At 66.2% G+C, this 25,438-nt stretch carries 23 protein-coding genes and 1 pseudogene; 5 read left to right on the forward strand and 19 right to left on the reverse strand.

Going from position 1 to position 25,438, the window contains the following annotated elements; translation table 11 throughout:
- The 5 genes from FG94_RS01235 to FG94_RS01255 form a co-directional block, all read right to left on the reverse strand.
- Positions 1–1,506, reverse strand: coding sequence for a tryptophan halogenase family protein (locus FG94_RS01235; RefSeq protein WP_036205976.1), 1,506 nt, complete (start codon positions 1,504–1,506; stop codon positions 1–3).
- Between the two features lie 10 nt (positions 1,507–1,516).
- Positions 1,517–2,530 carry a cupin-like domain-containing protein gene (locus FG94_RS01240; protein ID WP_036206024.1) on the reverse strand — a complete coding sequence of 338 codons (1,014 nt, stop codon included), beginning with the start codon at positions 2,528–2,530 and terminating at the stop codon, positions 1,517–1,519.
- Complete coding sequence (locus FG94_RS01245; RefSeq protein WP_036205977.1) at positions 2,514–3,224, reverse strand: SapC family protein; 711 nt, start codon at positions 3,222–3,224, stop codon at positions 2,514–2,516. Before FG94_RS01245 ends, FG94_RS01240 begins: the two co-directional genes overlap by 17 nt.
- Positions 3,225–3,261: 37 nt before the next feature.
- A complete protein-coding gene (locus FG94_RS01250) occupies positions 3,262–4,848 on the reverse strand; it encodes a tryptophan halogenase family protein (protein WP_036205978.1) in 1,587 nt (528 codons plus the stop codon).
- A gap of 104 nt (positions 4,849–4,952) precedes the next feature.
- Positions 4,953–7,943, reverse strand: coding sequence for a TonB-dependent receptor (locus FG94_RS01255; protein ID WP_051995958.1), 2,991 nt, complete (start codon positions 7,941–7,943; stop codon positions 4,953–4,955).
- A gap of 629 nt (positions 7,944–8,572) precedes the next feature.
- Between FG94_RS01255 and FG94_RS01260 the strand changes: the two genes are divergently transcribed.
- The 3 genes from FG94_RS01260 to FG94_RS01270 all read left to right on the forward strand — a co-directional run bounded on the left by FG94_RS01260 (position 8,573) and on the right by FG94_RS01270 (position 11,246).
- Entirely contained in the window at positions 8,573–9,478 is a 906-nt protein-coding gene (locus tag FG94_RS01260) for a polysaccharide deacetylase family protein (protein ID WP_081925713.1), read from the forward strand.
- Between the two features lie 16 nt (positions 9,479–9,494).
- Positions 9,495–10,310, forward strand: a complete 816-nt coding sequence (locus FG94_RS01265; RefSeq protein WP_036205980.1) for a family 16 glycosylhydrolase — start codon at positions 9,495–9,497, stop codon at positions 10,308–10,310.
- Between the two features lie 168 nt (positions 10,311–10,478).
- A complete protein-coding gene (locus tag FG94_RS01270; protein ID WP_036205981.1) occupies positions 10,479–11,246 on the forward strand; it encodes a GIN domain-containing protein in 768 nt (255 codons plus the stop codon).
- A gap of 17 nt (positions 11,247–11,263) precedes the next feature.
- Here the strand turns inward: FG94_RS01270 and FG94_RS01275 are convergent, their stop codons facing one another.
- The 12 genes from FG94_RS01275 to FG94_RS01330 form a co-directional block, all read right to left on the reverse strand.
- Positions 11,264–11,590: a BON domain-containing protein gene (locus FG94_RS01275; protein ID WP_036206027.1), complete on the reverse strand. Its 327-nt coding sequence runs from the start codon at positions 11,588–11,590 to the stop codon at positions 11,264–11,266.
- Positions 11,591–11,682: 92 nt separating this feature from the next.
- Positions 11,683–12,792, reverse strand: coding sequence for a LytR C-terminal domain-containing protein (locus FG94_RS01280; RefSeq protein WP_036205982.1), 1,110 nt, complete (start codon positions 12,790–12,792; stop codon positions 11,683–11,685).
- A gap of 17 nt (positions 12,793–12,809) precedes the next feature.
- On the reverse strand, positions 12,810–13,751 hold the full coding sequence (locus FG94_RS01285) for a type II secretion system F family protein (protein ID WP_036205983.1): 942 nt from the start codon (positions 13,749–13,751) through the stop codon (positions 12,810–12,812).
- A gap of 29 nt (positions 13,752–13,780) precedes the next feature.
- Positions 13,781–14,758 (reverse strand): type II secretion system F family protein, encoded by a 978-nt coding sequence (locus FG94_RS01290; RefSeq protein WP_036205984.1) that lies wholly within the window; start codon positions 14,756–14,758, stop codon positions 13,781–13,783.
- Positions 14,759–14,767: 9 nt separating this feature from the next.
- Entirely contained in the window at positions 14,768–16,114 is a 1,347-nt protein-coding gene (locus FG94_RS01295; protein ID WP_036205985.1) for a CpaF family protein, read from the reverse strand.
- Positions 16,115–16,146: 32 nt separating this feature from the next.
- Positions 16,147–17,319 carry an AAA family ATPase gene (locus FG94_RS01300; protein WP_027864516.1) on the reverse strand — a complete coding sequence of 391 codons (1,173 nt, stop codon included), beginning with the start codon at positions 17,317–17,319 and terminating at the stop codon, positions 16,147–16,149.
- Between the two features lie 47 nt (positions 17,320–17,366).
- A complete protein-coding gene (locus FG94_RS01305; RefSeq protein ID WP_036205986.1) occupies positions 17,367–17,645 on the reverse strand; it encodes a hypothetical protein in 279 nt (92 codons plus the stop codon).
- Between the two features lie 9 nt (positions 17,646–17,654).
- Positions 17,655–19,244 carry a type II and III secretion system protein family protein gene (locus FG94_RS01310; RefSeq protein WP_036206029.1) on the reverse strand — a complete coding sequence of 530 codons (1,590 nt, stop codon included), beginning with the start codon at positions 19,242–19,244 and terminating at the stop codon, positions 17,655–17,657.
- A 24-nt stretch (positions 19,245–19,268) separates the two neighbouring features.
- Positions 19,269–20,126, reverse strand: coding sequence for a Flp pilus assembly protein CpaB (gene cpaB / locus FG94_RS01315; protein WP_036205987.1), 858 nt, complete (start codon positions 20,124–20,126; stop codon positions 19,269–19,271).
- On the reverse strand, positions 20,123–21,511 hold the full coding sequence (locus tag FG94_RS01320; RefSeq protein WP_051995960.1) for an ATP-binding protein: 1,389 nt from the start codon (positions 21,509–21,511) through the stop codon (positions 20,123–20,125). Before FG94_RS01320 ends, cpaB begins: the two co-directional genes overlap by 4 nt.
- Before the next feature lie 117 nt (positions 21,512–21,628).
- On the reverse strand, positions 21,629–22,144 hold the full coding sequence (locus FG94_RS01325) for a prepilin peptidase (protein WP_036205988.1): 516 nt from the start codon (positions 22,142–22,144) through the stop codon (positions 21,629–21,631).
- Between the two features lie 59 nt (positions 22,145–22,203).
- Complete coding sequence (locus FG94_RS01330; RefSeq protein WP_036205990.1) at positions 22,204–22,401, reverse strand: Flp family type IVb pilin; 198 nt, start codon at positions 22,399–22,401, stop codon at positions 22,204–22,206.
- Between the two features lie 377 nt (positions 22,402–22,778).
- Between FG94_RS01330 and FG94_RS01335 the strand changes: the two genes are divergently transcribed.
- Positions 22,779–23,816, forward strand: a complete 1,038-nt coding sequence (locus tag FG94_RS01335; RefSeq protein WP_036205992.1) for a GGDEF domain-containing protein — start codon at positions 22,779–22,781, stop codon at positions 23,814–23,816.
- Here the strand turns inward: FG94_RS01335 and FG94_RS01340 are convergent.
- A complete protein-coding gene (locus tag FG94_RS01340; RefSeq protein ID WP_036205993.1) occupies positions 23,813–24,418 on the reverse strand; it encodes a 2-hydroxychromene-2-carboxylate isomerase in 606 nt (201 codons plus the stop codon). The two genes, FG94_RS01335 and FG94_RS01340, sit on opposite strands and share 4 nt — an antisense overlap.
- Positions 24,419–24,491: 73 nt before the next feature.
- Here FG94_RS01340 and FG94_RS01345 point away from each other — a divergent pair, with 73 nt between their 5' ends.
- Positions 24,492–25,232: an SDR family oxidoreductase gene (locus FG94_RS01345; RefSeq protein WP_036205995.1), complete on the forward strand. Its 741-nt coding sequence runs from the start codon at positions 24,492–24,494 to the stop codon at positions 25,230–25,232.
- A 15-nt stretch (positions 25,233–25,247) separates the two neighbouring features.
- On the opposite strand, the pseudogene FG94_RS01350 reads toward FG94_RS01345, so the two are convergent.
- Positions 25,248–25,438: pseudogene (locus FG94_RS01350) on the reverse strand (phosphodiesterase); the annotation flags it as partial.

Below are 25,438 nucleotides of genomic sequence, written 5' to 3' on the forward strand. Positions count from 1 at the left end.
CTATTTCGGCGTCGAGCAGTAGCGCTCCACGTAGGACTGGTGCGAAGGCAGGCCGGCCACCGTACGGTCGATCTGCCCCTTGATCGAACCGAGGAAGTGCGACAGTTCCTCGTCGCCCATCAGGTCGGCCGACTGGTGGTGCCGGTAAGGCATGATGCCCTGCCCCAGCATCACCTGGATCCACGAGTTCTCGGCGAACAGCTCGTTCGAGATGCGGAAGACGCGCCCGGTTTCGCGGAACAGGTCGATGCGGTGCTGCAGCGACTTCGGCACCTCCATGTTGCGCGCGTCCGTCCAGTAGGGCGCGTCGATCCGGTTGTTGACCTTGTAGTGCAGGATGATGAAGTCGCGGATCTGGCTTACCTCTTCCCAGGCCTGCCGGTTGAATTCGTCGACGTCGCTCTGGACGATGCCGCTGGTCGGGAACATCTGCATCAGGCGGATGATGCTGCGCTGGATCAGGTGGATGCTGGTCGACTCGATCGGCTCCAGGAAGCCGCTCGACAGGCCGACCGCGACCACGTTGTTCTTCCAGATCTGGCGCCGCTGGCCCGGCTTGAACCGGATCACGCGCGGCTTCATCAAGGCTTCGCCTTCGATGTTCCCCAGCAGCGCTTCGATGGCCGCGCCCTCTTCCACGTAGCGGCTCGAGAACACGATGCCGTTGCCGACGCGGTGCTGCAGCGGGATGCGCCATTGCCAGCCGAAGGGGTGGGCGATCGAACGCGTGAGCGGAATCGCGTCGCGCACCGAACTCGTTTGCAGCGCGGCCGCGCTGTCGTTGAACAGCCACTCCGACCAGTCTTCGTACTCGACGCCCATCGCCTGCCCGATCAGCAGCGCGCGGAAACCCGTGCAGTCGATGAACAGATCGCCCTCGATGTCCGCGCCCGAATCGAGCGTGATCGAGCGCACCTGCCCGCTCAAGGCACTGGTGGTCACGTCGACGATCTTGCCTTCGATGCGCTGCACCCCGAAGCGCTCGCTGAACTTGCGCAGGTAGCGCGCATAGGCGCTCGCATCGAGGTGGTAGGCGTAGTTCATGCCGCCGCGCGGCAGGTGGGCGAACTTGTTTTCCTGGGAGGCACGCAGCTCCAGGCAGTAGTCGCCATAGTCGCCTGCCAGGCCGCGCTCGCGGCCCTTGTGCCAGAAATGCTGGAAGCCGGCGGTCCAGTGGTCGGTGCCGGTCAGGCCGAACGAGTGGATGTAGTCCTCGTTCACGTTGCGCCAGTTCTCGAAGCTGATGCCGAGCTTGAAGGTGGCCTTGGTCTCGGCCATGAACTCCTGCTCGTTGATCTCGAGGAGGTTGTGGAAGTTCAGCAGGGTCGGGATGGTCGCCTCGCCCACGCCCACGGTGCCGATCTCGTCGGACTCGACCAGCTTGATGTCGAGTCGCTTGCCCAGCACCTTCGAGATGCAGGCGGCCGCCATCCAGCCGGCGGTGCCGCCGCCGGCGATGACGACGCGGCGTATGGGCTTGCCGATACCATTCAGTCCTTGTTCCATGTCTCCCTCCTCAGCGATTCATTCTTTTCAGTAGTTGGGCGCGGATGTTGCGCACGCTCTCGGCATCCATCGGGGCCAGGGCGCGGCGCGCATTCGGCGGGATGTGGGCCGCGGTCTCGTCGTCCGCTTCGAACACGTAGTGGCGAAACAGTCCGGCCCAGGCCTCGCGCTGCGCCAAAGGCAGGTCGCGCACGCTCATCAAGGCGTGCATCATCGCGTTCATCGGCGTGTCCATGTAGTCGGGGGACTGGCGCCACCAGTAATTCACCAGCACGTTGAAGTCTTCCAGCGCCTGGATGTGGTGCCACCACATGCTGGGGATGAACAGCGCGTCGCCCGGCCCCATCTCGACCGCCAGCGCGTGCGCGATCGCCGTGGCGAAGCGCGGGAAGCGCGCCAGGTCCGGCTTGACGAAGTCGACCAGGCTGATGGCCTGGCCGGCCGGCGTCAGGTCGAGCGGGCCGATGTACAGGTTCTCGACCTGGCTCGGCGGGAACAGGGTGAAGCGGCGCCGTCCGGCCACCACGCAGGCCAGGTTGTCCGGCAGGTCGTAGTGGGCGGCGATGCGGGTGCGGTTGCCGATCCAGATCGACCCCAGCGCGTCGCGTCCGCCCAGGTCGATGCGGTTCTCGTCGTGGAAACCGGGCAGGCATGTGTCGATCGTGGTCGAGCCGACGTAGATCGCCGGCTGATTGTCGACGCCGCGGTAGCGCTCCAGCTCGGCCAGCACCTTGTCCAGGCGCACGCGCACCGGCGCGAAGTTGAAGCCGTCCATCGCCTCGTTGTAGAAGAAGCGGCCTTCGATCTCGGGCGGGCCGAGCATGGCGTTGACGGTGGCGTCGCGGTAGAAGCGGCGCAGGTAGGCGTCGGCGGCCGCCGGCGACCGACGCGCCGCCTGGACCATCGGCCACCCTGCCACCAGGCCGCGCAGCACGATCGGCTCGGTGGATTCGAGAATGCTCGGGCCGAGGTCGCGCGGCGTCAGGCCGCTGATTTCCCGGATGGGTTCAGGCGCGGGCAGCATGGCGTGCATTCTTGCGGTCGATCAGGGCGCGGAAGTTCGACAGCGACGCGACCTGGAAGTAGATAGCGGACAGCCAGCCGGCCTTGTGCAGGCTGTCGAGTGCGGCGGCGTCCAGCGCGGCCAGGCGCTCTTCATTGATGGTGTAGAAGCCGGCCAGGCGGTTCTCCGATCCGTCGTCGAGCGTGATGTCGAGCGAGAAGCCTTCAAGCAGCTCGTGCTTCTCCAGCGCTTCGATGAAGGCGGCGTTGGATCCCATGCCTTCGTGGATGGTCAGCAGCATCGAGTTGACGTGCTCGAGGTAGGGGCTCATGCCCCCGTGCGGCAGGAAGATCGGCTCGCCCTCCGTGGTGCTGACGCGCGGGCTGTCGACGTCGATGTGGATCATCAGCTCGTCGCCCTCGCGGCCGATCAGGAAAGGCAGGCGCTCCACCAGCAGCGGCAGGGTCGGCGCGTCCCAGCGGTCTTCTTCGAGGAACAGGTTCTCGTCGGTCTCGAAACCGAACAGGGCGATCGGCTCGTAGGCATGGGCCTCGCTCTGCTTGCGGAAAATGATCGGGTAGTGGGCCTGCAGGAGGCGGAATTCGCCGGCGAAGGTCTGCACGTAGGCGTGGCTGTCGTCCAGCTTGCTGCCGTGGCGGGTGATGATGCGCAGGTCCTTGTGGTCGATGTTATTCAGCAGTACTGGCTTGGCCATGTGGTGTCTCTTTCTCGTTGTCGTTGTCGTTGTCTTGTCAGGTCGGCAGGCCGTGGCGCACGATGTGCGCGATGAGCGCACGGTTGTCCGGCAGCGCCGGCAGCATCCGGCGCGTCAGCTCGGCCGCCTGGCGCAGGAAGCCGTCCGCCATGGCGCCGTTGCCCTCGCCGATGCGCTCGCGCCGCGCCTGGCCGGGTTCCGGAAGGAAGCCCATGCCATACAAAATATACTGGTAGCTCGCCGCCGGGAAGACTTCCTGGATGCGATTGAAGTCGTAGCGCGATGGCGGACGATGGCGCCACAGCGCCAGCAGGTCGGCCAGGCGCTGCGGGATGGTCTCGCTGCTCCGGTTGTCGCGCCAGTAGCCATGCGGATCGAGCGCGCCTTCGCGGCGGCTCAGCACATAGTGCAGCTTCAGGAAGTCGATCACCCGCTCCCAGCGGTAGGTGAAGGTCTCGTTGAAGCGCCGGGCGCCGATCTCCATCTGCGCGCGCGTGGTCGGCATCTCGTCGAGCAGCATCGAGGCCGACAGTTCCACCATGGCCAGTGCCGACGCTTCCAGCGGCTCGATGAAGCCGGCGGACAGCCCGATGGCCACGCAGTTGCGGTGCCAGAAGCGTTCGCGGTAGCCGGGTTCGAAACTCAGCTTGCGCGGCGCGGGGATGTCGTCCGGGCCGCCGGTGGCGCGGATGTAGGCGCGCAGCGCGCGTTCGGCCTGCTCGTCGCTCGTGTGCGCGCTCGAATACACGTGGCCGATGCCGCGCCGGGTCGGCAGGCCGATGTCCCAGATCCAGCCGGCTTCCTGCGCGGTGGAGGTGGTCTGCGAGGCGATCGGATCGTCTTCCGCCAGGTACGGCACCTGGACGGCCAGTGCGCTGTCGTTGAACAGGACGCCGCGCTGCGGGATGAAAGGCACGCCGTAGTGCTTCCCGAGCAGCAGCGACTGCATGCCGGTGCAGTCCACGAACAGGTCGCCCGCCAGCTCGCCGTGCGCCTTGGTGTGCAGGGCGGCGATGTCGCCGCTCATTTCGCCGAATTCGTGGGAGCGGATGCCGGTGACGTGGTCCGGCACATAATGCACGCCGAGCTTTTCCAGGCAGTGCTTCTTGAGGAACAGGCCGAACTTGCCGGCATCGAGGTGGTAGCCGTAGTTGGCCACCGCCGCAAATTCCGGCGTGGCGGCCTGCTTGGGCGCGCGCCCGTGCACGCACAGGTGCGGCTGGTAGGTCACCAGGTCGGCGAAGGGAATATCGGTATGGCGTTCCAGCCAGCGGCCGGCCATGTCGGCCTCGCCCCAGCCCTGCGGCAGCACGAAGGGGTGGAAGTAGTAATCGTGGTCGCCGCCATGGACCCAGCGGTTGAAGCGCGAGCCCTGCTTGAAGGCGGCGTCGCACTCGCGGAAAAAGGCTGATTCGGACAGGCCGGCCGCACGCAGGGTGTCGCGCATGGTCGGCCAGGTGCCTTCGCCGACGCCGATGGTCGGCACGTCGGGCGATTCGATCAGCGTCACGCGCAGGCCACCCTGCTCGAGCGCCTGGAAGCCCGATGCAAGGACGGCGGCGGTCAGCCAGCCGGCCGATCCTCCCCCTACGATGACGACATGCCTGATGGTGGTGCTCGCCATATTTGTTTTCAATAAAAACTAATGCTGGGCAAGTCTAACCTGAAAATGAACACAGCGGACCATGGCAATGGCCACGGCCCGCTGGTTTGCACTTTCCGTCCTGCTTAGAACTTGTAGCGGGCCGACAGCATGTAGCGCGGACCGGACTGCTCCACATACAGCGCCTGACGCTCGTTACGGCCATGCAGGCGCCGGATCTCGTCGGTCAGGTTGATACCTTCGAACTGGACACTGATGTTCTTGTTGACGTTGTACCCGATGCTCAGGTCAAGCTGGCCGTAGGCTTCGACATACTGCGGATTCGCGCCCGCGCCGTCGAAGGTCGATGCCAGGAACTTGTCGCGCCAGTTGTAGGCCGCGCGCACGTTCCACTTGTCGTTCTCGAAGATACCCACCAGGTTGGCCGAGTCGCTCATGCCCACCAGCGCGAATTGCTCGCCGATGCTGGCGTTGTTGTACCCCAGGCCCGAGTCGACCTTGGTGTAGTTGGCCTGGAGGCCGAAGCCCGAGGTGCCGAACATGTGCTGCACGTTGAACTCGAGGCCGCGCAGGCGCGCTGCCTTCTGGTTCGAGTAGCTCGTGATCAGGAAGTTGGCGATCGGGTCGTTCGGCTGGCCGGCGATCGAACCGGTGGCGTTGCCGTTGACGTCATCCGGCCCACGCGTCACGCCAGGACGTCCTGCGAAGTTACGGAAGATATAGTTGCGGATGCACATCGTGTCCGAGCTCGCGCAACCGGCGCCGATCGCCGCGTTCCAGTAAGCGCCGCCCACCGGGGTACGCAGGCCGAAGGGCTGGGCCGTGACCTGCGACACGCCGGCGTAATTTTCCAGGCTCTTGCGGAAGTGGCCGACCGAGACGAAGCTCGACTTGTTGTAGTACCACTCCCAGGCCAGGTCGATGTTCTTCGACTTGACCGGCAGCAGGCCCGGGTTGCCCTGGCTTCCGCGGCCACCTTCGATACGGCCCAGGGTCTCGAGCACCTGGCCGCCGGTCAGCTGGTCATAGCGCGCGCGGCCGATGGTCTCGCCGTAGCTGAAGCGGCCCTTCATGTCGGAACGCAGGTCGATGTCGGCGTCGAAGCTCGGCAACCAGTGATGGTACTTGCCGGTCAGGGTGGTGAAGGCCGGCGTGCCGAGGCCCACCGCGAACTCGTTCTGCGACACCCAGGTGTAGGACGAGGCAATCGGCACCAGCGCGGTCGAGGTGACCTCGGTCGTCTCGTAGCGTGCGCCCACCGAGGTGTGCACCGGCATCGCGAAATCCCAGTCGGTGTTGAACTGCAGGTACAGGCTCTTCGACTTCTCGCGGGTACGCTGGTCGGTGGTATAGCCCGACTTCGGCATGTACAGCTCCGGCTTGCCGGTCACCTGCGCGGCCAGCTGGCGCAAGGCGGCGAAGTCGAAGGTGTAGAAGGTGTTGAACAGGTTCGGGTTGTCGTGGCCGTCGATGTTGTCGAAGTACTGGCGCAGGCTCTCCTGGTGGAAGTAGCTGGCCGGGTAATCCGACGCCTTGGTCGCACCGCCCCAGGTGTCGTCACGCTGCTGCACCGAGAAGGCCGAGCGGTTCTTGGCGTCGGTGGTGGCGAGGCCGAACTTGAGCTCGGACGCTTCCAGCATCTTCCAGCTGCCATGGGTCTGGACCTGGCTGATCTCGCTCTTGACGTAGGCGTTCTCGAACACCGAGCCGGTCACCTGCTGCGGTGCGCGCTGGAAGTCGGCGCCCTGGATGCTCAGGACCGGCAGGTCCTGCGAGAAGTCGACGCTGGTGGTGCCGCGGCTGAAGCTGGCGGTGCCGAGGGTGTTGCTGGAGCCGAAGGGGCTGTCCGGCTTCGATTCGGCGGTGGAACGGTGGGCGTCGAGCTCGAGGCGGATGTCGCTGTTGACCTTCCATGCAGCGTTGAAGCCGAGCGAATTGTTCTCGGTCCTGGTGGCGAAGTCGGCGCCGCCCATGGCAATGTCGCTGTTGGCCGGGTTGATGATCTCGGTGTACACCAGCGGCGCGGCGACCGGACCATCGGTCCAGGTGCTCGACGATGGACCGAAGTTGAACCAGGCCGAGAGGTCCTGGCGGCGGGTCTGGATCTTGTTTTGCGAGTAGGTGTAGTCGAGGGTCGTGGTCAGGGCCTTGCTCGGCGCGTACTGCAGCGTCAGCTGGCCGTTGGTACGCTGGCGCTGGATGCCGTTCATGGCGTAGTTCATGTTCTGCGGCACCTGGTACAGGTCCGTCGGCTTCGGACGGTTGGTGATGTTTTCCGAGCCCGGCGTGCCGGGTTGCGGAATGGTGCCCCAGTTGTTCTCGTCGCCGCGGAACGGGCCTTTCCAGCCGTTGCCGACGGAAGCCACGTTGTAGCCCAGGTTGCGCTCCTGGTAGCTGCCCGACAGGGCGATACCGAAGCGGCCGTCGGCCGAGGTATTGCTATACAGGCCCGACACTTCGGGCGTGACCTTGCCGCCACGCTTGACGTCGCCCGGCAGGTTCTCTGCCGAGGTGTCGTGCACGCCCTTGATGCCGATCGTGGCCTGCAGGCCGGGACGCGACAGCGGACGTGCGGTAATGACGTTGATGGTGGCGCCGATGCCGCCGGTCGGGGTCTCGGCGCGCGCCGATTTGTACACCTGCAGCTGGGAGATGCCTTCGGACGCGATGTTGGCGAAATCGTAGGCGCGGCCCGGACGATCGCCTAGGATCGAGGTCGGCATCTGGCGGCCGTTGAGCAGCACCAGGTTGAAGTCGGGACCGACGCCGCGCACGGTGACCTTCGAGCCTTCGCCGATGCTGCGGTCGATCGACACGCCGCTGATGCGCTGCAGCGATTCGGCCAGGTTGGTATCCGGGAACTTGCCGATATCTTCGGCGACGATGCCGTCGACGAAGCCCTGCGCGTTGCGCTTCAGGGCCATCGAGGATTCGAGGCTGGCGCGCAGGCCGGTCACGACGACGGTCTGGACGCCGGCCGGCGAGGATGGGGTGCTGGCCTCTTGCGGGGTAAGGGCTGCCGGGTCGGTGGTCGCGGCGGCGCCGGAGGTCGAGGCGACTTCCTGGGCATGCGCCGGGATGAATGCCGCGCATGCGCTGGCTACTGCCAGGCTCATCAATGTCTGCTTAGCCTTGGGGTAATACATGGTGCTCTCCTGTTTTTTTTAAAATGACCGTCACCCAATCCAACGGTGTCTCCACTACCTGTGCCGGCTGAATCCAGGCTGCACGCCGCCGGCGGTCCTTGCTGTCGTCCCTGCTGCCGTCCCTATCGCTTGGCACCTCCTCGCCGCGGTGCCTTCAGGCGCCGGTCCTGGCCGCATGGCGCGTCCTGCCACCAGACGGCACAGCGAGGACATGCGGCCGGTGCCGATGTCCTCGCTGCCAGGTAGCGGGTAAAGCGGTGCGCACTGCGCTCGTTCATCTGTAATCGCTCAGGCTCGCATCTTGCGATGCTTCGTTGATCAAGCAATTCTTCAACCATCCGTCAGGCACATGGAAACGTTTCCATGTAAAGTTGTTTGAATATTAGGGTTAGCAAAAAAAATTGTCAACGGAATATTCCGCGTAGGTATGCGTCGAAATGCGGCTGATTTGCAACATTGCTTACACGTGAGAGTGAAGACTGGCGTTCGTTCGTGCCTGTCTCCCGCGCCGCCGCGCAATTGACACTGAAAAATCCTCAGTGCTATAGTCGGGTTGACATTCTGGTAACGTTTCCAAATAACGGCTGGAAAGGATGAGCATGGAGCGAGGTGAAGACGCGGACGACGTGGCCGGCAGCGCGCCGCGTGCGGACCTGCTGTGGAGAGGAACATTGCGCCGCCGCGTGCTCGCATGTGTGCTGGCCGCAGGGCTGCATGGCGCCATGCCTGCCGCCGCGGCAGCCGACACCCGCAGCGGCTTCGCCTGGCCGCACGGGGCGCGGGCCGCCGTCAGCCTCGCCTATGACGACGCCCTCGATTCCCAGCTCGACCACGCCCTGCCCGCCCTCGACAAGCTCGGCCTGAAGGGCAGCTTCTACCTGACCCTGTCGAATCCGGCGGTGGCGCGGCGCATGGAGGGATGGCGCGCCGCCGCGCGGGCCGGGCACGAACTCGGCAACCACAGCCTGTTCCACCAGTGCGCGCGCAGCAAGCCCGGGCGCGACTGGGTCGAGCCGCACCGCGACCTCGATGCCATGAGCGTGGCGCAGATGGGCGACCAGGTCCTGCTGGCCAATACCATGCTGGCGGCGATCGACGGACGCCAGGAACGCACATTCACGCTGCCCTGCGGCGACACCCAGGCCGGCGGACGCGACTACCTGCCCGCGGTGCGTGCCGCCTTCGTCGCGATCAAGGTCACCGGCGGCAGCGGCGTCATCGATGCGATGCACACGCTCGATCCGCTCGCGGTGCCGGTGGCGACACCTAGCGGCAGCAGCGGCGCGGAGCTGATCGCCATCGTCAAGCAGGCGATTCAGCGCGGCACCATGGTCAACTTCACCTTCCACGGCATCGGCGGCGACTACCTCAGCGTGTCCGCGCAGGCCCACGCGGAACTGCTGCGCTTCCTGGCGGACAACCGCCAGCTGGTCTGGACCGATACCTTCATCAACATCATGCAACACGTCAGGCAGCAGCAGGCCCGTCCCCCGGCGGCGCCCTGAAGCCACAAGGAAACCCATGAAACCGATCCGCCTTTTCGCCGCCACCCTGTCCACCCTGCTTGCACTGGCCGCCACCGGCTGCGCCTCCACGCCCGCAGACGCACCGGCCGGCTGGACCCTGGCATGGAGCGACGAATTCGACGGCAGCCAGCTCGATCGCACGAAATGGGTGGCGGAGACCGGTGGCCATGGCTGGGGCAACCAGGAGCTGCAGTATTACACCGGCCGGCCGGAAAACGTCCGGGTGGAGGATGGCATGCTGGTCATCGAGGCGCGCCGGGAAGCCTACGGCGGCAAGGACTACACCTCGGCACGCCTCAAGACCGCCGGCCTGATGGAACAGATGCATGGCCGCTTCGAGGCGCGCATCAAGGTGCCGAAGGGCCAGGGCATCTGGCCGGCCCTCTGGATGCTGGGCGCGGACATCGGGCAGGTGGGCTGGCCGCGCAGCGGCGAGATCGACATCATGGAGATCATCGGCAAGGAGCCGTCGAACGTGCACGGCACGCTGCACGGTCCCGGCTATTCGGGCGACAAGGCCTTTACTACCCACTCGACCCTGGCGAGCGGCATCTTTGCCGACGACTTCCACGTGTTCGCGGTGGAGTGGGAGCGCGGCGAGATCCGCTGGTATCGCGACGGCATCCACTACCATACGGCGCGGCCGAACCTGGTCAAGGGAGAGTGGGTATTCGAGCATCCCTTCTTCGTGCTCCTGAACCTGGCCGTCGGCGGCGCCTGGCCCGGCAATCCAGACAGCAGCACGGTCTTGCCGCAGCGGATGCTGGTGGATTATGTGCGCGTCTACCGGCGCGCCACGCCGGGACAGTAAGCCCCTGGCCGCAGGCTGCGCGGCTGCCGAGGTGCCATGCGGCCTGTTCGCGCCATGCCGGTTTTTTTACGCTCCAGACCGTGGTTTGCGCAGTTCATCGCAATCGGCTCGGATGCGGCACGACAGCGGCCTATAGTGCCTCCATCGACAACCTACCGGAGAACAAGCATGAAAAAACTGTTGAGTGCCGCCGCCGTCGCCGCCACGCTCGCACTGGTCGCCAGCCCCGTCATCGCCGACGAGGTCGTGCGCGAAAACCGCAGCGTCGATGCCAGGGTCACCAAGGTGAAACTGGATGGCGTTGTCGACCTGGTCCTGCGCCAGGGCAACACGCCGTCCCTGGTCGTCTCAGGTGACCGCCGCTTCGTGCAACGCATCACCACCGCCCAGCGCGGCGACACGCTGGAAATCGGTACCGAATCCTTCAATACCCGCCGTGGCGACATGAACGAGAAGCTGCGCGCCGAATTGACCGTGCCCAACCTCGCCGAGTTCACCTCGCAGGGCGTGGGCGCATCGACCGTCACCGGCTTCTCGGGCAATGCGATCCAGCTTGCCCTCGACGGCGCCGGATCGGTCACCATGAACAGCAATTACCGCACCATCGACGCGCGCCTGGGCGGCGTCGGCGGACTCGCCCTAAACGGCGTGCGCGCCGAACGCGTCGACCTCAGCCTGCGCGGCGCCGGCCGCATCAGCGTTAATGGTGAGAGCAAGCTGCTGCGCGCCAAGCTGGCCGGTGTCGGCAGCCTGGAAGCCCAAGGACTGCGCGCCGAATCGGTCGACCTCGACATGAGCGGCCTCGGCGGCGCAACGGTGCACGCGACCCGCGCGGCCGAGATCGACCTGAGCGGCATGGGTTCGGCCACCGTGTATGGCAACCCCGCGACGCGCAATGCCAACACCAACGGCATGGGCAAGGTCAGCTGGAAGTAAGCTGCCCGGGAACGGCCCTACTGGCGGAGCCGATCCCTGACGACCATGCTGTTCCGCACTTCCTTCACCCCGGGCACCTCCCGGGCGAGCTGTGCCGCCCGCGCGACGCTCTCGGACGAATCGAAGAAGCCGCTGAGCTGCACCGTTCCCTTGTAGGTTTCGACCTGGACCTCGGTTGCCTTGACCTGCGGATCGGTGGCCAAGGCGGTCTTGACCCGGGTGGTGATGGCGGCATCGTCGATGTATTCACCGGTGCCACGGTGCGTGCCGGACGGCGCGCAGGCACTGAGGATAGCCAGTACCACGCCGAGCAGGATCAGATGGATGCGGTAGGAAAGGTTCATGGAGGGCTCCCAAGAGAAGGCAGACCAGCCCATTCTCTCGGGTGCCAGCGGTCGACGTTTGATGCCGGCCAAACGTGCAAACGGACCTTTTCTCAGTGAGCTTTGTTCAATGCCAGTACCGGCGCTGCCGCATCCCCAACCGCGGCCGCAGGACGCAAGGCGAAACCCCGGTGGGCGACGTCGCGCCCGAGCACCACGCGCACATTGGCGGGGGCGCAGCTGGGCACCTCCTGCAGCTGCGCGCTGCCGAAGCGGCTGGCCAGGCGTTCGGCCCCCTCGCGGTAGGCCGCTTCATATTCGATGCGGGTCTGGCGCACGCCGAAACCCTTCTGGTTCGACAGGCGCGTCACTTTCAGCCCGCCCGTGCCGACCTGGCGTGCCAGCGAGCGTGCCATGCCCGAGACGCCATTTCCATTGCGCATCTCTACCAGCGCGAGGAGTGGCGCGTCCCGCCCCGGCGTGGCCGGCGCCGGCGCCGGTTCCGGCAGCCGTGCCGGAGCGGACGGGCCTGCCGGCGGCGGAGCGCGGCGCAGCTCCAGCATGCCATCCGCACCGACGAGCAGCTGCACCTGGCTCCAGCCCGCCTCCTCGCGCGCCGGCGCCTTGAGCGCGCGGTCGATCGCCGCAACCTGGCTCTGGCTGCCGGCCGCGGCATAGTCCGCGCGCAGGTCGTGGGCGCGCAAGGCATCCGCCTGGCTCAGCATCTGCTGTGCGCGCTCTTCCTGCCCGAGCTTGCGCAAGGTTTCGCCCAGCAGTTGCCAGGAACGGTGGTTGAGCGGGTCGAGCAGGCAGGCTTTCTCGAGCGCGACCAGCGCATCGTCATACTCCGCGTTGAGGAAATGGGCCTGCCCGAGGTTGCTGAACAGGTAGGCCTTGCCGGGACCGGAGGACATCGTCAGCGATTCGGTCAATGCGCGCCACAAGGCGATCGCGGTGGCGAACTCGCGCTGCTCCGCATACAGCGTGGCCAGCCCGTTGCGGGCGTTCACGTGTGCGGGCGCCATCTGCAGCGCGGCCTGGTAGGCGGCGCGCGCTTCGTCGTAGCGGCGCGCCAGGTGGTGGTTGCGGCCGGCAAGGTAGGCGTCGTCGGCGGCCGGTGCGGCACCGTCGAAGGCGGGACGGGCGCCGAAGGGCGCGCAGGCCGCCAGGGTAGCGCCGGTGCACAGCAGCGCCAGACGTGCGAACAAGGTAAGGCTTGGCATGGGGGGCTCCTTCGTGTTCAATCCGCACCGGCCACTTTGCCCAGGGTCCGCGAAATCTGGATCATGGCGGGGCCGAGCAGTACCATCAGCAGCATGGGGAATATGCAGAAAATCAGGGGGAACAGCAGCTTCAGGCCGATGCGGGCGGCGCATTCCTCGGCCACGATGCGGCGCTTGTGACGCAGGCTGTCGGACTGTACGCGCAGCGCATCGCCGACGCTGGTGCCGAATCGCTCGGACTGGATCAGCATGGCCACCAGCGTGTCGACATCCTCGACACCCGAACGCAGCGCGAAGTTGCGCAGCGCCTTCTCCTTGGAGAAACCGGCGCGCATTTCCATCAGGACGAGCTGCAATTCCTGCGCCAGCACCGCGCTCTTGATGTGGATCTCGTTCGCCACCTTGACCAGCGCACGCTCCAGGCTCAGGCCTGCCTCGACGCACACGGTGAGCAGATCGAGGGCATCGGGAATGGTTTCGAAAATCTCGCGGCGGCGGCGTTGCACGATACGTTCGAGGATCATGTTGGGCAGGTAATAGCCGATGGCGGCCGCGGTGAGCAGCAAGGCCATCATCCGCCAGCCCAGCAGCGCCTTGCTGTAGACGATGGTCAGCGGCACCACCAGTGCCGGCAGCACCAGTGCGAGCGCCGTCTTCGACGCGAAATACAGCGACAGGGCGGACGGATTGCGCCAGCCCGCGTTCATGAAGCGCGTGCGCAGGCTGGATTTCTCCCAGCCCTCCTCGGGCACCGACAGCTTGGTCAGGGGCTTGGCTGCGCTCGCAACCCGTTCGACCCAGCCGCCCGCGGCATCGAGCTGGCTCTGCTCTGCATTGCCGAGGAAGCGGCGCAGGCGATCGCGCAGGGCCAGCGGCGCAAACAGCACCAGGCCAAGCCAGGCCAGACCGGTGACGACGCACAGGACGACAAACAGGAAGATCAGTTGGGAGGATGTCATGTTCACCTCTGGAGGGATGCGGGCCGGACTCAGATGCGGATGCGGATGATCTTGCGCATCCAGACGACGCCGACCAGCATCATGCCAAGGCCGTACCACATCATGCGCACGCCGTTCGGGTCGGTCCAGAGCACGCTGATGTATTTCGGGTTCATCGCCAGCATCATGCCCAGCACGGCAAACGGCAGCACGGTCAGGATCATCGCCGACATTCTTCCTTCCGCCGACAGCACGCGCACGTGTGCCACCAGTTTCAGGCGGGCGCGGATGATCTGGCTGATGTTCCCCAGGATCTCGGCCAGGTTGCCGCCCGATTCGCGCTGGATCAGCACCGCGATGATCAGGTAGCGCAGGTCGGTCAGCGGGATGCGCGCAGCCATGGCGTGCAAGGCCTCGTTCATCGGGGCGCCGTAGTTGATCTCCTCGCGGGCGATGCGGAACTCCCCGCTGAGCGGCTCCGGCAGCTCGTTGCCGACGATCTGGAGGACGTTGCTGAACGAGTGGCCGGCGCGCAGTGCGCGGGCGATGAAATCGGCGGCATCCGGCAGTTGCTGCTCGATGCGGATCAGGCGCCGCTGCCGCGTGCGGCGCAGCAGGACCCACGGCACGCCCAGCCCGAGCAGGGCCACCAGGGCGCGCAATGCGGCCGGCAGTTGCCAGCCGAGCGACACCACGGCGGCGAGGGCCATGCAGCCTAGCGACCAGGCCAGGAATTGACCGACCGTGTTGGTGGTGCCGGCCTGCACCAGCAGGGCATCGATCCGGTCCGCCAGCGGGATGCGGTGCAGGATGCGGTCGAAGGCCGCGTTGCGGCTGTAGGGACGCTGCTTGAGGATCGAGATCCGCTCGCCGCTGCGCCCGGAGGAACCGGACATGACCTGCAACCGGCGCGCGATGCGCCGCGCCGCCGCGCCATGCGTGCCCATCCACCACAGGTAGGTGCCCTCGATCGCGAGGACCGCGGCCGCGAACAGGAATACCACGAAAGCGTAGAACAGCACGTCCATGCTGCCTCCTCAGTCGAAAATCCGGTCGGGATCGAAGGTGTCTTCCGGCACCGGAACGCCGAACATCTTCAGGCGCTCGGCGAAGCGCGGACGGACGCCGGTGGCGCTGAAACGCCCTTTCACCTTGCCGTCGGCGTCCACGCCGCTCTGCTCGAAGCGGAAGATCTCCTGCATCGAGATGATGTCGCCCTCCATGCCGGTGATTTCCTGCAGGCTGACCACCTTGCGCGTGCCGTCGGTCAGGCGCGATACCTGCACCACCACCGTCACGGCGGAAGCGATCTGCTGGCGGATCGCGCGCGCGGTCAGGTTGACGCCGGCCATGCTGACCATGTTTTCCAGCCGCGACAGCGCGTCGCGCGGCGTGTTCGAGTGGATCGTCGCGAGCGAGCCCTCATGGCCGGTGTTCATCGCCTGCAGCATGTCGAGCGCTTCGGCGCCGCGCACCTCGCCCAGGATGATGCGGTCGGGACGCATCCGCAGCGCGTTGCGCACCAGCGCGCGCTGGGTCATCTCGCCCTTGCCTTCGATGTTCGGCGGACGCGTTTCCAGGCGCACCACGTGCGGCTGGCGCAGCTGCAGCTCGGCGGCGTCCTCGATCGTCAGCACGCGCTCGGTGGCCGGGATGAACCCGGAGATCAGGTTCAGCAAGGTGGTCTTGCCGCTGCCGGTGCCGCCCGAGATCAGGATGTTCACCTTGGCCCCACCCAGGCTCTCCAGCACCCGGATCATGGGTGGCGTCAGGCTTTTATAGTCGAGCAGGTTCTGCACCGACAGCGGCGAAGAGCCGAAGCGGCGGATCGAGAGCAGCGGCCCGTCCACCGCCAGCGGCGGGATGATCGCGTTGACGCGCGAACCGTCCGGCAGGCGCGCATCGACCATCGGGCTCGATTCGTCGACGCGCCGGCCCACGCGCGAGACGATCTTTTCGATGATCTTGATCAGGTGGGCATTGTCGTGGAAGCTGATGTCGGTGAGTTCGAGCTTGCCGCGCCGCTCGACATACACCTTGCTGGCGGTATTGACCAGGATGTCGGAAACGCTCGGGTCGTTCAGGAGCGGCTCGAGCGGGCCGAAGCCGAGCATCTCGTGCTGGATGTCGAGCACCAGGTGGTGGCGTTCGTGCTGGTTCAGCACGATGCGCTCCTCCTCGATGATGCGCTGGATCAGCAGGGCCAGCTCGTGCTTGAACTGCTCGGCGGTGAGCCGCTTGAGGCGCTCGAGGTCGATGCGGTCCAGGATCATCTGGTGCATCTGCTTCTTGAGCTCCTGATAGGCCTGGTTGGCGACTTCCGGCACGACCACGCCGGGCTGGCGTTCCTGACCGGTACTCGCAAGGCGTTCACGTAAGGACATGGGTGGCTCCGTGTCGTTCTGTTTCGTGTTGATCAGTCGTCTTCGCCGCGGCCGAACAGGCGGTCGAGCAGTCCCCTGCTCTCCTGGACGCGCCGCGTCGTCACCAGTTCGACCATGTCGGCCAGGCTGCGCGCGGCCGCGCTCGAGCGCGACAGCTGCAGCACCGGGACGCCCTGGTTGACCGAGTCGGTGACGGCGACGTAGTCGTTGGGGAAGGTGTGCACCACTTCGCACCCCAAGGCCGCGTGCAGGTCCTGCAGGCGCAGCTTGCCGCCCTTTTCGTAGCGGTTGACGATCAGGCGAATGTGGTCCAGCACGTAGCCGAGCGAGCGGAAGATGTCGAGCAGGCGGCGCGCGTCGCGGATGTCGGGCAGCGCCAGCTGCAGCACGGGATAAATCGTGTCGGTGACGTCGAGGGCGCGCAGCGACACCGCGTCGATCTGGCGGCCGACGTCGAGCAGCACGTAGTCGTAGTGCTGGCGCGCGACGCGCAGGATGGTGTCGATGTGCTCCGGCTTGGCTTCCTTTGCGTGGGCGGCGTCGTCGGCCGCGGCCAGCACGCCAAAGCCCGGGGTCACATGGACCACGCAGGAATCGAGGAAGGGGCCGTCCACGCGCGCGATCTGGGCGCAGACGTCGGACAGGGTCATGCTCGGCTTCTGGTCGGACACGTACAACGCGGCGTCGCCGAACTGGCCGTGCAGGTCGATCAGCAGCACCTTCTTGGCGGCCAGGGTGGCGAGCGCGTAGCCGAAATTGGTCGAGATGAAGGTGGCGCCACTGCCGCCCTTGCAGGCGATGAAGGCGAGGATCTTCCCGTCGCGCAGGCCCGACACCCCGGCCGCGGCCGAAATGCGGTCCATCGACTCGTGAAAGGCACGGTGCACCAGAGGCAGCTGCAGCACTTCGCGCACGCCGGCGCGCATGGCGTGGATCAGGAGGTCCGGATGGTTCTGGTCGGTCAGCAGCATCAGATGGGCTTCGGGATACTGGCGGCCAAGGCGTTCAAGCAGGGGGGCTTCCGAGGGTTCGGTCTGGGTGGCGTCGATGATGACCAGCTGCGGGGTGTCGGCTTCGGGGCGGTCGAGTGCCTCGCGCAGGCTGGCGCGAACGGCACCGAGGTTCAGCGGCGGCACGCGGGCCGCCCCCTGGGAGGCGATCTCCGCATAGAGCTGGCTGTCGCGGCTGATAAGTAGCGCTTTCATGGCGGGCCTCGTTGCTGGCGCATCTGGTCAAAGTGGAAGGCAGGCGCTCATCGCACGCTGCCAGCGGTGACGAAGATCGGCGCCGGTGCCGCTTCCGGCTGGGCGAAGCTGCGCTGGTAGCGCTCATGCGCTCCTTTGGCCGCGCGGCCGTCCACCCCGACGGCAGGATCGCGGTTGCTGGCCGCGGCCGGGTCGAGCACCTGGACGGCCAGGTTGGCGCGCGTGGCGGTGCCGAATTGCCTGTCCCACTCCGGCGTGGTATGCATGCAGCCCTGCAGACAGGCGGCCACCAGCGCCGGCAGCAGAAAGTAGGTCGGGTTCTTCACGGATGCCTCCTATTTGAGTTCGAAGCCGCCGGCGGTCTGCGCAGCGGGGGGCGCGACTTGCGGCGTGGACGCGGCGGCAGTGGTCGCGGCCGGGGTATCGCCCTCGAGGCGGCCGCCGAGCATCACCTCGCCACGCGTCGGTATGCCCACCTTGTCGGTCGGCAGCGAATAACCGGCGCCCGCGATCGGCTTGACCAGCCGCGCGGTGATCACGAACACCAGTTCGGTGCGGTCCTGCTGGAAGTCGGTGCTGCGGAACAGCGCGCCCAGCACCGGGACTTCGCCCAGCATCGGCAGGCCCTTCAGGCTGGCCACCAGGTTGTTCTTCACCAGGCCGCCGATGGCGAAGCTCTGGCCGTCATACAGCTGCACGGTGGTGCTGGCGCGGCGCGTGGTCACGACCGGCAGGATCGAACTGCCGGTAATGCCGAACGCCGACACGCCGATCCCTTCGCGCGACAGCTCGGACACTTCCGGCGCCACCTTCAGGTTGATGCGCCCCCCCGACAGGACGGTCGGGGTAAAGCGCAGGCCGACGCCGAATTCCTTTTCCTCGAGCGTGACCTTGTTGTTGTCCTGGGCGACCGGGATGTAGAACTTGCCGCCGGCCAGGAAGGTGCCCTCCTGGCCGCTGATGGCCAGTACGTTCGGCTCGGCCAGCACGCGCACCAGGCCGTCCTGTTTGTCGGCCGCCCCCACCAGCCGGTTGCCGTTATCCTTGTCGAAGCGAATGCCGTTGGTTGTCCGTCCGGTCAGGAAATTCGACACCAGCCGGGTAGTCCAGCTGCCCGAGCCGAAGCTGAACGCCGCGTCGGTCTCGAGCCGCTCGAGCAGGGTCTTCGACACCTCGGCCACCTTGACTTCAAGCTGCACTTGCTGGGGTGCGCTGACATTGAGCAGGTTGATCACGCGCGTGGCTGCCGCGGCGGCGCCGCCGGCGCTGCCCCCGCCGTTGTTGTTGGCCAGCGGAATGACGCCGTCGTTATCATTGGCCTTGTCGGCGGACGGCAGCTGGCGCAGCGGACGCCGCACATACGCCGTCGCCAGCTCGACCGCGCGGGTGAGCGCGCCGGCGTCGCTGACGGTGCCGGTCAGCACCAGCGAATCGGCGGCGGCCATCACCCGGATATCCTTTTCCTCGGGCATCGCTGCGGCCAGGGTCGCCTGCAGTACGGCGGGGTCCATCGCGACCACGATGTCGACCACGCTGCACAAGCCGCTTTTTCCCTGCACGATCATGTTGGTGGTCCCGACGTCGACAGCGGCGATGTACAGCGTGTCCGGCGACACCAGCATCGCCTGCACGATCGCCGGATTGCCGACGCTGCGGTTGAGCACCCGCTCGGGCAGGCGCAGCATGGTGGACTTGCCCATGTTGAGCGACAGCGTGGCAGGGCGGGCGGCTTCGCCGCTGCAGCCCATCGCGGGCTGGGAACGTGTTTCCGCTTGCTTGGCGGCTGCCGGTTTGGCAGCGGCACTGTCAGCTGGTTTGGCGGGAGCGGCAGCTGCAGGCTTGGCTGCGGAAGCCGCTTGGGAAGGCGCGGCGGCGGCCAGCGCCAGGCCAGCGGCAAACCGTGCAAGATTGAGGCGTCTGTTCATGGCATCCATCCCGGATCGATAAGGTCAGAAGCATTCTTGTGAAACGTGCAGGCCATTGATGACCTTGACGCAGTCACGCCGCGGTGCCGCTGCAGGGACCGGACGCGGCGCCTGCGCCTGCGGCCGGGGTGCGCGTACCGGCATCGCCACGGTCCGCACGGGCGACTCCGGCGCCGGCAGCAGGTTCTCCTTGGTGGCGCCAAGGGTCTCGGCCGGCGCCGGGTCGATCTGGTTGCGCAGCGCCAGCGACAGGGTGCCGACGCTACGCGCCAGGTCGAGCTTTTCGGCCTGTTCGGGCGTGACTTCGAGCGTGACGGCATTCACGACCTTCGGTTTGGTTTCGTCGCGGTTGACTTCCTGCGCCACCGCCAGCACCAGGATCCGTTCCAGCACGATCTTGGAGATGCTCCGCTCGCGTTGCTGTCCGTCCTGCGCCTTGGTCTCGGTCTGGGTACTGACGATGATGTCGACGTAGTTGCCGGGCAGCGCGAAACCGGCCACGCCGATCACGTCGTTGACGCGGACCGTGATGGCGCGCTTGCCCTCGGTGATCAGGGCCGACAGGCCGCCCACCGTGCCGACCGGGGCCAGCTTGGCCTCGCTCAGGGGCTCACCCATCAGGATGCTCGATTTGAGCACCCGGCCGCCAAGCTTCTGCGGATCGTCGAACGCGCCTTTCGGCACGCTGTGGGCCGGCCATTCGACCAGCTTGAGCATCTCGGGCGTCAGGCGCTGGCCGATGCTGATGTCGGCCCCCGCCACCACGATGTGATCGGCTCGCTTGGCCGGTTGTGTCAGCAGCCAGCGCGAGGCCAGCAGGACGGCCGTCAGGCCGAACAGGATCGCGAGCGTCATCACGATCACGGCACGCTTGTTTTTCATCGAGCATCTCCCAGGTTACCGGGTTCGAGCGCCGCGCAAGAACCGAACAGGCTGCTCCACGCCTGGACCACGCTGTTCACGTCGAGACGTGGCGTGTGGTCGGCGAACTCGGCGAAGTCGGCAATCCGGCCCAGCAGCTCATGCGGCCAGGCAGCCAGCAACGGACGCCGGGTGCGGCGGTGCAGTTCGTTGATCAGGTAATCGACCGCGTCGTCGTCGGCCTCGATGCCGCGCATCCGGCACTGGCGCCGCAGCAGCGCGCGGTAGCCGGCTTCGGAAAGCGGGCCCACTGGAATCCGGTAGCCGACGCGGCGCATGCAGGATTCATCCAGCACCGCCTGCGGCGCCAGGCTCGTGACCAGCACCAGGGACACGTCGAACGGCAGGGCATGGCTGGCCCCACCCGGCACCGCGACATGGTCGGTGCCGCTCTCGAGCGCGCTCAGGCAACGGTGCAGCACCTCGGCAGCCGGCACCCGCTGGCGGCCGATGTCGTCGAGCACCAGCAGTCCATTGTTGGCCAGCAAGTGCGGCGGTGCGCGCAGCACGCCGCTGGCGGCGTCGAGGCGCAGTTCCAGCATGTCGCGCGCCAGTTCGGCGCCCACGTGCACCAGCGGGCGCTGGCACAGTGCCCAGCGCGCGTCGCAGCTGCGCCGTTCTTCCAGGGCGCGCGGCTGCAGCGGCGCGGGATGCAGGTCCGGGGCGTATATCTGCACGATCTCGTGGTTGACCAGCACCGCGTACGGAATCGCCACCGGCTCCTGGCGCAGCCGCGCGAACTTGCGCGCCAAGGTCGTCTTGCCGCTGCCGGAAGGTCCGTACAGCATCAGCGGACGATTCGAATGCAGCGCCGCGCCGATCAGCTCCTGCACCGCGGGCTCGATGCCGTCCTCCGTCAGGGTGGCCTTCAACTCTGCGGGCGTGACGTGGGGGGCGCCGGGCTGGCGCAGCGACTGCTTTTCCACCATGCTGCGGTAAGTGTCGAGTGTCACCGGGGCGGGCCCGATGTAGCGCGATTCCGCCAGGTACTCGGCAGCGGCGCGCAGCCCGAAGGCGGTCAGCTGGTAATGCACGTCGATGTCGGAATCGCCTTGCCAGGCGACCTCGGCCAGTTGCTCCGCAACCAGTCCCTGCAGCACTTCACGCACCACGCTGACCGACAGGCGCAGCCGTCCGGTAAGGAGCGATAGCGGAATCTTGCCGCTGGCATGCATGATCTTGACCGTGAGTGCGGTGACCAGACGCGCGTCGAGGCCGGTATCGCGCACTGTACGCGGCTGGCGCGGCAGGACGGGAGCGGGATCCGCCTCCGGCCCGCTACTGGCGCCGGCTGCCGGCCGCGCGTCGCAGGGAGCGCTTGGCCTGGGTGGTGAAAACACTTCCATAAGGAAACCTCCTGATGAGGTGCGGATATTTCTTACATTTGTTAAATTGATTCTAACCATCGCTTCCCCCTCCCCGTTTGACTTCCGGCAAGGAAGGGGGAACAGCAAAAACAGGGCTTAACGGCTCGTCAGAAAGTAGATCGTCCCGGCGGCAATCGCGACGCCGTAAGGTATCGAACCGGCGCTCGGCTGCGCCTCCATTCTTGTGATGGGAAGACGCAAGGCAGCCTGGCGCACCATGCTCCAGACGTTGGTCAGTGCCAGCCGCAAGCGGCCCTGGAAAAGGATGAAGGCCAGGGCCATGACACCACCGGCGCACCAGGCGAAGATCGCAATGTGCAAGGCGGCTGCCGGACCGGTGAAGGCGCCTACCGTGGCCATCATCTTGACGTCGCCGGCGGCCATGCCGCGCATCAGGTAGAAGGGAAGAAAAACCAGCAGTCCGACGGCGGCGCCACCGAAACAGGCCAGCAAGGCTGCGCCGGGCTGCGGTGATACTGCGTGAAGAGACAAGGCGGCGATAAGGCCTGTCAGCAGCAGGAGATTCGGAATACGTCGGCTTGCGAGGTCATTGATCGCAGCGACGGCGACGAGCAGCAGGAGCAGTATGTCGAGGTAAGGGGCGACAACCATGATCGGCTCACAAAAAAAAAGCCCCCGGGGCCGGATGGCGCCGGGGGCGTTAGCGATAATTAACCGCCGCTTGCAGGCGGAGTCGGGTTCAGCTCTTCGCCAATCTTGTTGAACAGCGCGGTAATATCAGCGCCGAGAGCCTCGGCCGCCCCTGCCAACGCAATGCCGACCAGTGCAGCGATCAGGCCGTATTCGATGGCCGTCACACCGTTTTCATCGGCAATGAAGGTTTTGATGGCGGAGGTAATGGTGCTCATGATGAACTCCTTGTGATGGTTGATGGAACAACGACTACTGGGTCTTACTGACAGACGGGGCCCCGTCTTTTGCTGCTTTCGACTGCGTCTGTCAGTGAGTTCACTGTACCGAATAGTGCCGCACGGCAAGTTGACGTCGGGCAAGCTTGCCATGTGGGAATCTCTGTTTCTGTATGGACTTGCGTATGCACAAGCAGACGGCCATCAAGCATGAGCTTCCAGGCATTAAAAAGATAAATATTGTTAAGAATAGTTGCCTACAATACAAAAACACATTATGCTGTCCCTCTTGCCCGCCTAAAAAAGCGGCAGCCGTACTACCAACCCGGCCGTGCTCTTGCGTGACTCAGTTTCTCTGCGTTTCTGAAAAAACCGACATGGATTCCCTGCTGCGACACATGGTGGACATGACTGGCCACCGCGATCACACGATGCTCGACATCTCCGTGATTTCGGCGGTACAGGAACTGGCGGGCGCGCTGCAGACCCGGGTCTTGACCATCACGACGGTCTGCGGGCAGAGATTCGTGCGTTCGCGCGCCTGCATCCGCGCCGGCGGCGTCGCCTGCCCGGAAGAGCAGCACGATGGCGGCAGCCCGGGCGAGCCGCTCTCGGCCTTTCCCGAACTGGCGCACTGCCTCGAACACCATGATTCGCGTGCCGAAGGCCTGGGCAGCGACGGCCTGCGCCGTCTGTGGCTGCCGATCTGGTTCGGCGACAAGGCCGATACCTGCCTCGAGATCGTGCACGCACAAGGCTTCACCGCCGAATCGATCTACACGATCAGCGGGATCGTCGGCGTCTACCGCAATTTCCAGAACCTGCTCGACTACAGCGAGCGCGACTCGCTCACCGGACTCCTGAACCGCAAGACCTTCGACGACCAGCTGGCGCGCATGCTGCATAGCGGCGACACCGAACCTCTGGTGCCGGGCCAGCTGGAACGGCGCCAGCACGGGGCCGAGGAAAAGCAGTGGCTGGCCGTGGTCGACGTCGACCATTTCAAGATGGTGAACGACCGCTTCGGCCACCTGTACGGCGACGAAGTGCTGATCCTGGTCGCGAACCTGCTGCAGTCCTCGTTCCGTTCGCAGGACCGCGTGTTCCGCTTCGGCGGCGAAGAGTTCGTGGTGCTGCTGCGTTCGACCACGCTGGAGAATGCCCGCAAGATCATCGACCGCTTCCGCACCAACGTCGAGGCGCACGTGTTCCCGCAGGTAGGCCGCGTTACCGTGAGCGTCGGCTTCACCAGCATCAGCGCCACCGATTCGCCGGTCGTGACCCTGGGTCACGCGGACCAGGCCCTGTATTTCGCCAAGGCCAACGGCCGCAACCGCGCCTGCCATTACGAGGAGCTGGTGGCGAACGGCCTGCTGCAGACCGTCGCCACCAACGACACCGCCGAGTTCTTCTAGGGCGCCTGCCGGGCCTGCGCGAATTCGAGAGCGTCTTCCAGGCGGTCATCGCCCCAGAACAGCTCGCCCTGCACGATAAAGGTCGGCGCACCGAAGATGCCAAGCATGCGTGCGGCCGCGGTCTGCGCGCGCAGCGCCGCCTTGTTGGCCTCCCCTTCCGCCTCGCGCAGGACCGCTTCCGGCTCGGCGACCAGACCCTCCAGCGCCGCCAGCACGGTGCCGGCGTCGTCGATGTCGGCATCCTCGGACCAGTTGCGCAGCATGATGCGGCGGCAGTATTCGCCCATCCAGGCTTGCTGCGCGCCGAGCAGCGCGACCCGCATCGGCAGCAGGGCCCGGCGCGGGAAGGCCGAGGGACGCGTAAAAGGAATTCCGTATTTCGCGGCGCGGCGCGCCATGTCGCGCCAGACGTACTCGCCTTTCTCCTTCTGCTCCGCGAAGGGCGAGCTTTGCCAGCCGAGTTCACGGAAGATCGGCCCCGGCAGGAAGGGCTTCCAGTGCAGCGGCACGGAGGCGCTACGTGCGAGCGCCTCGATGCGCATGGCCGACAGGTAGCTGTAGTTGCTGCCGAACTCGAACCAGAACTCGATGGGTGGGTGCATGGCCGCCTTCCTCGCTTGGTATAGTGTGAGGAGTATGCAGGCAGTTGCCTGCCACCACAACAGGAGTGTCGGGATGAGCAAGGTACTGATCGTGACAGGCGCCGGGCGCGGCATCGGCGCCGCCATCGCCAGGCAGGCGGCCGCCGGCGGCCATGCGGTGGCGGTCAACTACCGTCATGACGAAGCGGCGGCGCAGGCGCTGGTGGCGGCGATCCGCGCCGATGGCGGGCAGGTTGCCGCGATCCAGGCCGACGTCGCGGCCGAAGCGGAAGTGGCGCAGCTGTTCGCGCGCACCGAGCAGGAACTCGGACCGCCTGCGGCGCTGGTCAACAATGCCGGCATCACGGGGCGCATCGCGCGCTTCATGGATACCGATCCCGCCACCATCGAAGCAGTTTTCCGCACCAACGTGTACGGCACCATGCACTGCTGCCGCGCGGCGATCGACGCCTTCCGGCGCCATGGCACGCGCGGGGTGATCGTCAACCTGTCCTCGATCGCGGCCAGCACCGGCAGCCCGCGCGAGTACGTGCACTACGCCGCCAGCAAGGCGGCGGTCGAGAGCTTCACGCTGGGACTGGCGCGCGAGATGGCGCCGGAGGGTATCCGCGTGTGCGCGGTGGCGCCCGGGTCGACGCTGACCGGCATCCATGCGGCGGCCGGCGAGCCGGGCCGGCCGGAGCGCGTGGCGCCGGCCATCCCGATGGGGCGCCTGGCCACGCCCGACGAGATCGCGGAAGCGGTGCTGTGGATGCTGTCGCCCGCCGCGTCCTACGTCACCGGGACGACCTTGCGCTGCGCGGGCGGCTTGTAAGGCGCGGCCTGGAGCTCAGGCGATGTTCATGAACTGCAGCGGATTGACGTTCCACTTCTCGGCCGACTCGTGGCGCAGGATCTTGTCGCCGCCGCCGAAGCCGAGCGGCTTGGACAGGTCGAGGGTCTGCGGCTTGATGTAGGTCTGGTTCTTGGTGCTGAAGAACACGTTGACCTTCGGCGTGAGCAGGCTGGTTTCGTGCGGCT

Origin of the sequence: Massilia sp. LC238 (genome assembly GCF_000735635.1) — a bacterium.
Classification (GTDB): domain Bacteria; phylum Pseudomonadota; class Gammaproteobacteria; order Burkholderiales; family Burkholderiaceae_D; genus Telluria; species Telluria varians.

Bases quoted from the DNA above. Each gene is read 5' to 3' on its own strand.
- FG94_RS01340 (WP_036205993.1), bottom strand. From the start codon at position 24,418: ATGCACCCACCCATCGAGTTCTGGTTCGAGTTCGGCAGCAACTACAGC.
- FG94_RS01270 (WP_036205981.1), top strand. From the start codon at position 10,479: ATGAAAAAACTGTTGAGTGCCGCCGCCGTCGCCGCCACGCTCGCACTG.
- FG94_RS01240 (WP_036206024.1), bottom strand. From the start codon at position 2,530: ATGCTGCCCGCGCCTGAACCCATCCGGGAAATCAGCGGCCTGACGCCG.
- FG94_RS01245 (WP_036205977.1), bottom strand. From the start codon at position 3,224: ATGGCCAAGCCAGTACTGCTGAATAACATCGACCACAAGGACCTGCGC.
- FG94_RS01275 (WP_036206027.1), bottom strand. From the start codon at position 11,590: ATGAACCTTTCCTACCGCATCCATCTGATCCTGCTCGGCGTGGTACTG.
- FG94_RS01280 (WP_036205982.1), bottom strand. From the start codon at position 12,792: ATGCCAAGCCTTACCTTGTTCGCACGTCTGGCGCTGCTGTGCACCGGC.
- FG94_RS01260 (WP_081925713.1), top strand. From the start codon at position 8,573: ATGGAGCGAGGTGAAGACGCGGACGACGTGGCCGGCAGCGCGCCGCGT.
- FG94_RS01295 (WP_036205985.1), bottom strand. From the start codon at position 16,114: ATGTCCTTACGTGAACGCCTTGCGAGTACCGGTCAGGAACGCCAGCCC.
- FG94_RS01235 (WP_036205976.1), bottom strand. From the start codon at position 1,506: ATGGAACAAGGACTGAATGGTATCGGCAAGCCCATACGCCGCGTCGTC.
- FG94_RS01265 (WP_036205980.1), top strand. From the start codon at position 9,495: ATGAAACCGATCCGCCTTTTCGCCGCCACCCTGTCCACCCTGCTTGCA.
- FG94_RS01335 (WP_036205992.1), top strand. From the start codon at position 22,779: ATGGATTCCCTGCTGCGACACATGGTGGACATGACTGGCCACCGCGAT.
- FG94_RS01300 (WP_027864516.1), bottom strand. From the start codon at position 17,319: ATGAAAGCGCTACTTATCAGCCGCGACAGCCAGCTCTATGCGGAGATC.
- cpaB (WP_036205987.1), bottom strand. From the start codon at position 20,126: ATGAAAAACAAGCGTGCCGTGATCGTGATGACGCTCGCGATCCTGTTC.
- FG94_RS01290 (WP_036205984.1), bottom strand. From the start codon at position 14,758: ATGGACGTGCTGTTCTACGCTTTCGTGGTATTCCTGTTCGCGGCCGCG.
- FG94_RS01330 (WP_036205990.1), bottom strand. From the start codon at position 22,401: ATGAGCACCATTACCTCCGCCATCAAAACCTTCATTGCCGATGAAAAC.
- FG94_RS01310 (WP_036206029.1), bottom strand. From the start codon at position 19,244: ATGAACAGACGCCTCAATCTTGCACGGTTTGCCGCTGGCCTGGCGCTG.
- FG94_RS01255 (WP_051995958.1), bottom strand. From the start codon at position 7,943: ATGAGCCTGGCAGTAGCCAGCGCATGCGCGGCATTCATCCCGGCGCAT.
- FG94_RS01320 (WP_051995960.1), bottom strand. From the start codon at position 21,511: ATGGAAGTGTTTTCACCACCCAGGCCAAGCGCTCCCTGCGACGCGCGG.
- FG94_RS01325 (WP_036205988.1), bottom strand. From the start codon at position 22,144: ATGGTTGTCGCCCCTTACCTCGACATACTGCTCCTGCTGCTCGTCGCC.
- FG94_RS01345 (WP_036205995.1), top strand. From the start codon at position 24,492: ATGAGCAAGGTACTGATCGTGACAGGCGCCGGGCGCGGCATCGGCGCC.
- FG94_RS01250 (WP_036205978.1), bottom strand. From the start codon at position 4,848: ATGGCGAGCACCACCATCAGGCATGTCGTCATCGTAGGGGGAGGATCG.
- FG94_RS01285 (WP_036205983.1), bottom strand. From the start codon at position 13,751: ATGACATCCTCCCAACTGATCTTCCTGTTTGTCGTCCTGTGCGTCGTC.